The sequence below is a fragment of the Micromonospora sp. M51 genome (assembly GCF_018070305.1).
Classification (GTDB): domain Bacteria; phylum Actinomycetota; class Actinomycetes; order Mycobacteriales; family Micromonosporaceae; genus Micromonospora; species Micromonospora parva.
Window position 1 is genome coordinate 1 of record NZ_JAGPXZ010001172.1, and the last position, 1,229, is coordinate 1,229.

The 1,229-nt window shown below is 71.0% G+C and carries 2 protein-coding genes; both read left to right on the forward strand.

Going from position 1 to position 1,229, the window contains the following annotated elements; translation table 11 throughout:
- On the forward strand, nt 1-460 hold a 460-nt coding region (locus KBX53_RS33440), incomplete at its 5' end, for a GNAT family N-acetyltransferase (protein ID WP_247676589.1).
- A gap of 118 nt (nt 461-578) precedes the next feature.
- A partial coding sequence (locus KBX53_RS33445; RefSeq protein ID WP_210863855.1) for a lytic polysaccharide monooxygenase occupies nt 579-1,229 on the forward strand: 651 nt, incomplete at its 3' end.

The window sequence follows — 1,229 nt, forward strand, 5'->3', positions numbered from 1 at the left end:
GTGGAAGCCCCACCAGACCACCGAGGTCCGGACGGCCTCCTTCGCCGACCTGAACACCCGCACCTTCCACGACCTGCTCAAGCTGCGCATCGACGTGTTCGTGGTGGAGCAGAACTGCCCGTACCCGGAGCTCGACGGGCGCGACGTCGAGCCGGGCACCCGCCACCTCTGGCTCACCGACGGCGGCGCGCCGCTGGCGTACCTGCGGATTCTGGCCGACCCGGACGGCACCGCCCGGATCGGTCGGGTGGTGGTGGCCCCGGCGGCGCGCGGCGGCGGACACGCCGGCCGGCTGATGAGCGCGGCGTTGGAGGTGGTGGGCAACCGGCGGTGCGTGCTGGAGGCCCAGTCGCACCTGGTCGGGTTCTACGCCCGGCACGGCTTCGCGGTCAGCGGCCCCGAGTACGTCGAGGACGGCATCCCGCACACGCCGATGCGACGCGAACCCATTGACGTGTGACGATCAAAATGGCATCGTGCCGGGTAGCGCCGTCGCGGGAGCCAGCGATGAGGCCTGGGAGTGGGCAACTCCCGGCGATCCGGGTGTCGACGTCCGACCTCATCCCCCCGGGGGCTCCATGTCCACTCTCACCCGATCACGACGCGTGCTCTGGCTGTTCGCCATCGTGGCGACCACCACGCTCCTGTTGACGACCGCACTGACCACCGTGCTGACCAGGCCCGCCTCGGCGCACGGTTCGGTCGTCGACCCGGCCTCGCGCAACTACAGCTGCTGGCAGCGGTGGGGCGGCGACTTCCAGAACCCTCGGATGGCCACCGAGGACCCGATGTGCTGGCAGGCCTGGCAGGCCGACCCGGCCGCCATGTGGAACTGGAACGGCCTGTTCCGCGAGGGCGTGGGGGGCAACCACCAGGCCGCCGTCCCCGACGGCCAGCTGTGCAGCGGCGGACGCACCCAGAGCCCCCGCTACAACGCGCTGGACACCGTCGGCGCCTGGAAGACCACGGCGGTGTCGAACAACTTCCGGCTGCGCTTCTTCGACCAGGCCAGTCACGGAGCCGACTACATCCGGGTGTACGTGACCAAGCAGGGCTTCAACTCCGCCACCCAACCGCTGGGCTGGGGCAACCTGGAGTTGGCGGGCCAGATCGGCAACACCCCGGCCTCGCAGTGGGACCCGGACACCGGTGGCGTCTCGATCCAGATCCCGGTCAGCGCGCCCGGACGCACCGGGCGGCACATCGTCTACACCGGCTGGCTGGCCAGC